The sequence below is a fragment of the Bellilinea sp. genome (assembly GCF_034432615.1).
Lineage (GTDB): Bacteria > Chloroflexota > Anaerolineae > Anaerolineales > Anaerolineaceae > Bellilinea.
The window spans coordinates 1-7,760 of sequence record NZ_DAOUBL010000217.1 but is presented as its reverse complement, the minus strand read 5'-3'; the positions used below and the strand labels follow the sequence as shown (position 1 = coordinate 7,760).

Genomic DNA, 7,760 nt, shown 5'->3' with positions numbered 1-7,760 from the left:
CAGCCGGCGATCGAGCAGCAGACATTCCGAAGGGGTTAAGTCGCGGGCAACTACAATTGCCGGGGTTTTGATCTTGACAGTTTGGTCATTCACATTTAAAAGGATGCGCAGCACGCCGTCGCGCACATCGCGGATATCGGTGGTACGGGCGCGGATGTATTCGTCATTGATTTCTTCCAGCGTGCGGCAGTATTCTTCGCTGACTTCATATAAAGCGTTTTCTGCGTTGATCTTCTCGCTGTAAATACGGTCTTTGACACCATCGTTCAGATCCGGATCCTGGAGAATGGAGATGTGCGCATGAAAGATACCGGCCTCATCAGTACCGACTTCAGCAACTGCCTGATGATAAATCTGCTCCAAACGGGTGAGGCTGGTTTGTACCGCTTGTTGATAGCGTTCCCATTCAGCAAGGGGGTTTTCGATGCGGCGGCGTTCATGGGTCAGGGGTGTGTTGCGGAATTGAAAGAGCGGTGCAATGCTGATACCGCGTGAAACCGAAATACCTTTGACCGTTTGCATGTTTTGTCATTCCTGAAAGTTGGAACGAATCAGGGCAGTCAAAGCGGCGATGGCTTGAGCGCCATCCTCACCTTCAGCCACAATCTTAATGACATCCCCTTTTCGCACTCCCAAAGAAAGGACGCCTAAAATTCCTTTGGCGTTGGCTTTCTTTTCTCCATTGCGGGTCAGGTTATAAAGGTAAATTGAGGAAGAAAACTGATTGGAACATCGCACAAACAGGTCGGCGGGGCGGGCGTGCAAACCGTGTTCGTGTTCAACCGCAAGGATTTGTTCAAAAACCTGTTGTTCTACCATTTCCATGTTTTTTTCCTTCCCGATAATGTGTGATTGACTTTGTGAAAAACCGAACGCTGCGGATTAGTTATCTGAATTGATTATAGATGCTTGTTTTAAGTTGGGATTGTTGGATTTTGTACAACAGTGGTTGTGACAAAATTAAATTAATTGGAGCTGCCAGGTTCTTCTTCGGCGGTAAGGTTCATCACGGATGACCAGAAAGCGCGGATGACTTCTGCAGGACTTTGTGCCTGTCCCAGCTTCTCGCGAAAATTGGGTTGGTTAAGAAGGTGATTCAATTCCAATAAAGCCTTCAGGTGGGCGTGATCGTCCACCGCTCCCAGCACCAGACAAATTTGCGCCTGATGTTCAGGCCTTTCGCCGAAAGCAACTGGATTTTTGAGGATCAGGATGCTGAGGCACAAACGCAGGACACCGTCCACCGGGCGGGCGTGCAAAATCAAAACCTGCGGCGCAAGCCACATGTATGCCCCGTGCTGTTCGATGATGGCGGTCATTGCCCGCACGTATTCGGGCAGGATGTACCCATTGGTCAGCAGCGGCTGGCTGGCTTTCTGCACTGCCATTCGCCAGTCCAGCGCCTCGTCGGTGATCAAGATGTGATCAGGGCGCAGCAGGTCTATTAATTCCGGCTTTTCTGCATCACTGAACACAAAGCGCTGTACTTCACCTTCCCGTTCGACCAGCCAGTTCTGGATCATTTTCTTTTCGGCCGGCTGTAAAAAGGGGCTGACGTTCAGCAGGGGATGATCCGGCAGTTCAATTGGATCGGTGGAAAGGATCAGGTCAGCCTGCTGAAGAATCTCACTTTCAGTACCAAACCCGTTGACGATACCGATCACCTTCAAGTTGGGAAATTCTCTTTCCAGGCGTGAGCGCAACAGGGAGACCTTGGCGCGTATTCCATCCCCCACCAGCACCACCGATATTTTGTTACGGTCTTTGATGTTCAAACGGTTCAATGCCGAAAGCAAATACATGGCAACGTAGGCGGTTTCTTCCGGGGGAATGGATAAATTCAGTACTTTTTCAATTTCATTCAGGCTCTGCTGCGCCGTCAAAAATATTTCCGGGAAGAATTGCCGTATTTGCGGCAGGTTTTCGTTCAAAATAGGCAGGTGGTAACGGATGCGGTAAAGCACCGGCTCCAGATGGCGCGTCAGTTCTGCGAACAATTCCTCGTCCAGCAGCAACAGCGGATGCAGTCGCCGGGCGCAGGTAGAGATAATATTTTTTGCACAGGCAGCGCCGGCGGGATACAGTGCTTCCAAATCCGTCCGGCTGGTCTGACCGCTTAAGTCCAGAGAGGGCGCGTTCCATTTTGCACCACACAGACAGGCTGCCAGCAGCCCAACCTCTGTCGGGCTGGCAGAGATATGATGCCTGGCTCTCAGGTCGCCAAAAACAGCAGCAGCAACTTCGTAATACAGGTTTCTCTCGACTGAAATGGTTTCTTCAGCGGGGATTGACCGGCCTTCTTGCAGGCATACAATGCTGATTGCCAGATACACGAGCGTTTCAACTTTGGAATACAATGACATCGAGCGGCCGATCATGTTCTCGATGCGGACGATCTCAACATGAGCGGTTTTCAGTGGGAGACTGCGTAAAAAATTTTCCAATTGCGGGGGGATAGATTTGTCTCCGCCGGGTTCGTCCGGGTGCATCTTCCACAACAGATACCACTTTCGATCACCCAGCTCTTCGCGAATCAGGTTGAGCAGGGCAAATCGGCGTGCTGCTTCGCTTCCTTGAATGAAAACCCCGCGGTTTGGCAGTCGTCTTAACTGAATCGAAAAAAGCTTCAACCATTCCCCCATATCTTCAATATCATTGACAATCGTCGAACGGGAAACGCTTCCCATTTCGGCGAGCTGCTGATAGGTGAGCGGAGCGGGGGAGGTCAACAATTCGAATAAAAGAAGATGTTGACGCTGCGTGCGCGAGAAAACCAGATTTTCTTCCTGAGATTGTTCAAACAGCGCCATCAGCCGTTTGCGCTGGGCGCGGTTAGCCTCGATTTCAATCCCAAATCCCGGACGGACGCGAACGGGAATACCTTCGTTGCGCAGCCAGGCGCGCACGGTATCCAGGTTGTAGCGGATAACCCGCGCCGTCAGACCGCAGTGCTTGGCAAGCTGCTCAATGGTCAGCCTGCCGTCACTTTGCAGCAAGGCGTAAATGATACTGCGCTGGCGGGGGTTGATATTGATCTTTAAGCCGGGCATGGGTGGTCAGGTTAATTAAACTAATTTTGTATTAACTAACTTTTTGCGAATTTCGGCAGATTATAGCCTAAAGGCAGGCCTGCCGCAAGCGGAATCGTCCGGTTCGTCAAATTTCTCTATTGGAAAATTGAATTCCAGTGGCTTCCAATACCGGATAAGCAATAATCGCTCTCGAGCCGTTCTGGCTTTTTTTATTTTATTTTGGCGGGCATGAAATCGAAAAATATTTGTCTGAACAGTTTCATCCTGTGGTGATTGTCTGGTTAGGACTGGTATGTCCATAAACCTTTTGAACAGGCGTGTGAGCAAGTAATTGGAGGCAAATTTCATTGAAATGATCTAATTTTGTCATAAGTTGTATTTACAAAAGCCAATGAAACAAATCGGCCTGCTTTTTTCTATAATCAAAAACAGCAATCCCAGACAGGCTGAACGCTGACGGATCAGTGCCTGAACCCCCCAATTCAAAGTCGCGAAAAATTTACATTTCTGAGGTGATCTATTGCTATCTATTCTCAATTCTCTCCAAATTGCCCGCTTTGACCAGCCCATGGATCGGCGCACGCTGTTGAAAGAATTGGCTGAAATTGCCCTTCGGGAAGGCTGGGCTAAAGAAGGCTTTGAACAAGCGCTGCTGGAACGAGAGGAGAAATACCCTACGGGAATTCATGCGGCAGGGAGTGGTATTGCCATTCCCCATGCAGATGCCGAATGGACGCTGGTGCCCGGCATGATTGTGGCGGTTTTGAAACAACCGGTTCTCTTCGAGCCTATGGGAGGTCAGGGTGGTGAGGTGCAGGTTCAGATCGTCTTCTTGCTGCTGATCGCCAATCCAGATGATCATATGGCATTCCTGTCGGCACTGGCAGATTTCATCTCGGATGGCGAAAAACTTGCCCGGCTGCGGCAAGAGGAGGATTTGATCTCACTCCTTGACCACTTAAAACGAGTGGATTGAGCAACATCGGTATTTACTATCTTTACAGCAAAGGAAAAAACAATGGACGTCTCAAAATTTATCAGTAAAGCATCCAAAGTTGGAGAAATTTACAACCTTCATCATTTTCGGCTGGGGTGGCAGAAGCCGCAATACCGCCGGTTGATGGGCAACGAACTGGTTTATCCGCCTTCTCCAAAGGTGGTTGAAGCTGTGCGTCAGATTGCCGATCTACTCAATTACTACCCCGAAGATCCCTATACCGACGTGTAACTGCGCGCCAAATTAGCCGAGTATGTTGGGCTGCCAGGGAGGGCGGATTGGATTACTTGCGGCAACGGCTCGATGGAAGTCATTGACCTGCTTTATAAGGCTTTTCTGGATGAAGGCGATGAAATTCTCATCTCCACGCCGGATTATTCCCCTTATACCCGCCGCGTGCCGCTTTACGGCGCGACGGTGGTCAGTGTTCTGCCGGTTGATCAGGATTTTAATTACACCCTTGAAAGTTTTACCTCGAAGATTACCCCTAAAACCAAAATGGCGCTCATTTCCCGTCCCAATAACCCGGATGGGCATCAAATCAGCCGCGAGCTGGTGCGCGGCCTGTGTGAAACAGGTATTCTGGTCGCCATTGATGAGGCTTACTTTGAATTTGGTGACAGTCCGGTGGAAGATTTGGTGGACGAATATCCCAATCTGATCATCAGTCACACCTTTTCCAAGGCAATGGGTCTGGCAGGTATTCGCTTGGGCTGGATTGTTGCCCGCCCGGAACTGATTGAGGCGGTCAACCGCGTGCGCACCCCGCTCAACATTGGACTGGTGACCAAAGTCGCTGCCATTGCAGCTATCGAGGATGCCGACTACATCCGCGAAAATGTACGCAAAGTCAAGGAAGATCGGGAATTTCTTTTCAACGAGCTCAAGAAATTCCCCGGTTTTTATCCCATTCCTTCTCAGGCAAATTTTGTCATGATCCGGGTGGATAACGGCTTTAAAGCCAGTCATATTTATGAATATCTGCTTAGCAAGGGCTACATTACCCGCAGTTTTGTGAATGCGCGCGGTTTACCCGGCGATCAATACTTCCGCATCACCATTGGGACGCACGAGGATGTTGTGGGTGTGCTGAACGAACTTCGAAAGTATTTTGAGGAAAATTCCCTTCCACTTCAATCAACCACTATCTCAGAAAGGATGTCATAAACGATGAATCGAGCAGCTGTGATTCTGGTCATGTGCGGATCTTCCATTGCTACTTCTACGCTGGCAGCAGTGAAAATTGAAGAAGAAGCCAGGAAACGTAATGTGGCGGTGGTGGTCAAGAAAGGTAAAGTAGCCGATGCCGATGTGCTGCTGCAGTCCACCAAGGCCGATATTATCGTGGCAACAGCAGTGCTTCCGCCGCGGGATGATGTGCCGGTTTTCAATGGTGTGCCGCTGTTGACCGGTATTGGTCAAAAAGAATTATTTGACCAGATTTTCGAAGCCGTTGCCAAAATCAAGGATTAATCATCGTTTTGAGATTGGCACAGAAGGAGGAGAGCGCGGGAAGAAACAGTACTGCCTGTTCACAAATCGGTTTGAACTTGTCGTAAATCTCATTTTTTACAAGGAAGGAATTTGGGAAGATGGACGGATTTTTTAACACCATTCAAACTTTGCTCGAGCCGGTCGTCAACCTGGGCGCATTGTTCATGATTTTTGTAGTCTTCTCGCTGATTGGGTTGATTGTCCGGTTGGGGCCGGTGCGCGCCATTCGCAACGGTTTGATGATCTCGGTCGGTTTTCAGGGCGTGTATATCATTGTGGACTTCTTTCTTGCCGGGGTGGGCCCGGCGGCAACCGCGCTGACCGAGCGATTCGGCGGTGTATTCACCTATACCGATATCGGCTGGGGTGCCTATGCCGCCTTTGCCTTTGGCCATCCAATTGCCTACGCGGTGATTGCCATCAGCCTGGCAGTCAACTTGCTGCTGATTGTGACCAACCTGACCGATACCCTGAATCTAAATATCTGGGACACCTGGGAAGCCACCATCTGTGCGCTGATCATGCTGGCGTTGACCAACAATGTGCTGGCTTCTTTGATTGTGGCAGCCGGCTGGTGCTGGGTCAACCTGATGGTCACCGACTGGTACGCCAACAAGGGTTACCCGGAAAAGTTCTACGGTTTCAAGAACATTGCTTTTTATCAGGGTTTCAATGTTTGGTGGGGGATGTTTGCCCATGCGATTTCCTCCCTTCTCGATAAATTGCCCTTTACTTCATCCGCAAAGTTCACTCCCGAATACGTGCAAAAGAAATTTGGCGCGATTGGTGAACCGGCCGTGCTGGGTGGCATTATCGGCTTGCTAATGGGTATTGGGGCCGGTTTCTGGTGGGGCGATATTGTCATGTTGATGATCAAACTGGCTACCGCGCTTGTGTTGCTGCCGATGATGTCGGGTATTGTCATGCAGGCACTCGTGCCGGTTTCGGAAGCGGCGGCCGCCTTTATGCAGGCGCGTACCAAAGGTAAGCAGCTGTTCATCGGCGTTGATCCGGCAATTGCGGTAGGGCACACCTCGGTGTTGGCAACCACGGCGTTGATGGTGCCGGTGATGATTGCCTGGGCGTTCATCATTCCGGGTACATTGAGCGTTCCGCTGGCGGACTTGCCTGCGCTCCTGTTCTTCTGGGTATTTGCCGCAGCGCCCAACAAGGGTGATATGCTGCGCACCTTCATTACTACGATTTTGATGGGTGGACTTGCGACCATAACCGGTATCTTTGTAGCCCCGTGGGCGGATGCAGTTGCCAAACTGCAGGGCGTGGAAGGGGTGACCGGCGCAACTTCAACCTTCCTTTACTTTTGTCAGGACATGCTGGTGACCGGCTTCCTGGGTGAAAACTTCAACACAATTGGAATTGGCGGCGTTCTAGCGGCAATGGTCGTGATAGCAGCCATTGGAACAGCCTTCCGTCTGCGCTACAACGTACAAAAGCGCCGCTCCGCAGCGCTGGCGGCAACGGCTGATTAACTGCTGACCCGTATTTGAATTTATCGGTTGCCAGAAGCGGGTCTCTCCTTTCAAGGCAGGCTCACTCGAATCCACGGGTGAGCCTGCCGGTTTACCACCCGGAATGCTGATCAATTTGGCTTTTTTGTGAAAATCACCCTTGAAGTTTACCGAAAACGGATGTACAATTTGCTTATCTAGTTCTCTAGTTAACTAAATAAGCCATGAACCCTTTTCCCCTCCCGCTCGTCATTCAGCGAGACAGCGCCATCCCCATCTACCGCCAGCTCAGTTCCGCCATCCTCAAAGCCATTCAGGATGGTCAGCTTCAGCCCAATCAGCAGCTGCCCTCTGAGAATGAATTTGCCCGCCAGTTCGGCATTGTGCCGATGACCGTTCGTCAGGCGATGAACGAACTGGTGCGGGGAGGGTATATCTACCGTGTCCGCGGGCGCGGCACTTACGTGGCCCCCCGTTTTTTGGAACACAGCCTTGAACGGATGCTTTCGTTTTCCGAGGACATGCGCGCCCGCAACCTGCTGCCGGGTTCCAGAATCCTGCAATTCGAGCGCATCACCCCGCCCTCCTTCGTTCAACATGCCTTGCGCCTCGGCGAAAACGAAACCGTCATCCATATCCGCCGCCTGCGTTTGGCCAACGAACAGCCGGTCGGCGTCCATAATGCGTGGATTGCCCGTTTGGAGTTCAGCCGGTCTGAGCTCGAAGCGGTGGGCTCGCTGTATCAACTCATGGCACAAAAGGAGGTGT

Annotated in this window: 9 protein-coding genes; 6 read left to right on the top strand and 3 right to left on the bottom strand. The window is 51.0% G+C overall.

What is annotated here, in order from left to right:
- From VAE48_RS09815 to VAE48_RS09805, 3 genes are all read right to left on the bottom strand, one after another.
- On the bottom strand, positions 1–522 hold a 522-nt coding region (locus tag VAE48_RS09815), incomplete at its 3' end, for a phosphoenolpyruvate-utilizing N-terminal domain-containing protein (RefSeq protein ID WP_322793147.1).
- A 6-nt stretch (positions 523–528) separates the two neighbouring features.
- The gene (locus VAE48_RS09810; RefSeq protein ID WP_322793146.1) at positions 529–825 is read right to left on the bottom strand and encodes an HPr family phosphocarrier protein; all 297 of its coding nucleotides are present in this window, start codon (positions 823–825) and stop codon (positions 529–531) included.
- A gap of 140 nt (positions 826–965) precedes the next feature.
- Positions 966–3,050: a BglG family transcription antiterminator gene (locus VAE48_RS09805; RefSeq protein ID WP_322793145.1), complete on the bottom strand. Its 2,085-nt coding sequence runs from the start codon at positions 3,048–3,050 to the stop codon at positions 966–968.
- A gap of 502 nt (positions 3,051–3,552) precedes the next feature.
- Between VAE48_RS09805 and VAE48_RS09800 the strand changes: the two genes are divergently transcribed.
- From VAE48_RS09800 to VAE48_RS09775, 6 genes are all read left to right on the top strand, one after another.
- On the top strand, positions 3,553–4,008 hold the full coding sequence (locus VAE48_RS09800) for a PTS sugar transporter subunit IIA (protein WP_322793144.1): 456 nt from the start codon (positions 3,553–3,555) through the stop codon (positions 4,006–4,008).
- A gap of 42 nt (positions 4,009–4,050) precedes the next feature.
- Entirely contained in the window at positions 4,051–4,260 is a 210-nt protein-coding gene (locus VAE48_RS09795) for a hypothetical protein (RefSeq protein ID WP_322793143.1), read from the top strand.
- Positions 4,261–5,196, top strand: coding sequence for a histidinol-phosphate transaminase (locus tag VAE48_RS09790; RefSeq protein ID WP_322793148.1), 936 nt, complete (start codon positions 4,261–4,263; stop codon positions 5,194–5,196).
- Positions 5,197–5,199: 3 nt separating this feature from the next.
- On the top strand, positions 5,200–5,502 hold the full coding sequence (locus VAE48_RS09785; protein ID WP_322793142.1) for a hypothetical protein: 303 nt from the start codon (positions 5,200–5,202) through the stop codon (positions 5,500–5,502).
- Between the two features lie 119 nt (positions 5,503–5,621).
- The gene (locus VAE48_RS09780) at positions 5,622–7,013 is read left to right on the top strand and encodes a PTS transporter subunit IIC (protein ID WP_322793141.1); all 1,392 of its coding nucleotides are present in this window, start codon (positions 5,622–5,624) and stop codon (positions 7,011–7,013) included.
- Positions 7,014–7,216: 203 nt separating this feature from the next.
- On the top strand, positions 7,217–7,760 hold a 544-nt coding region (locus tag VAE48_RS09775), incomplete at its 3' end, for a GntR family transcriptional regulator (protein ID WP_322793140.1).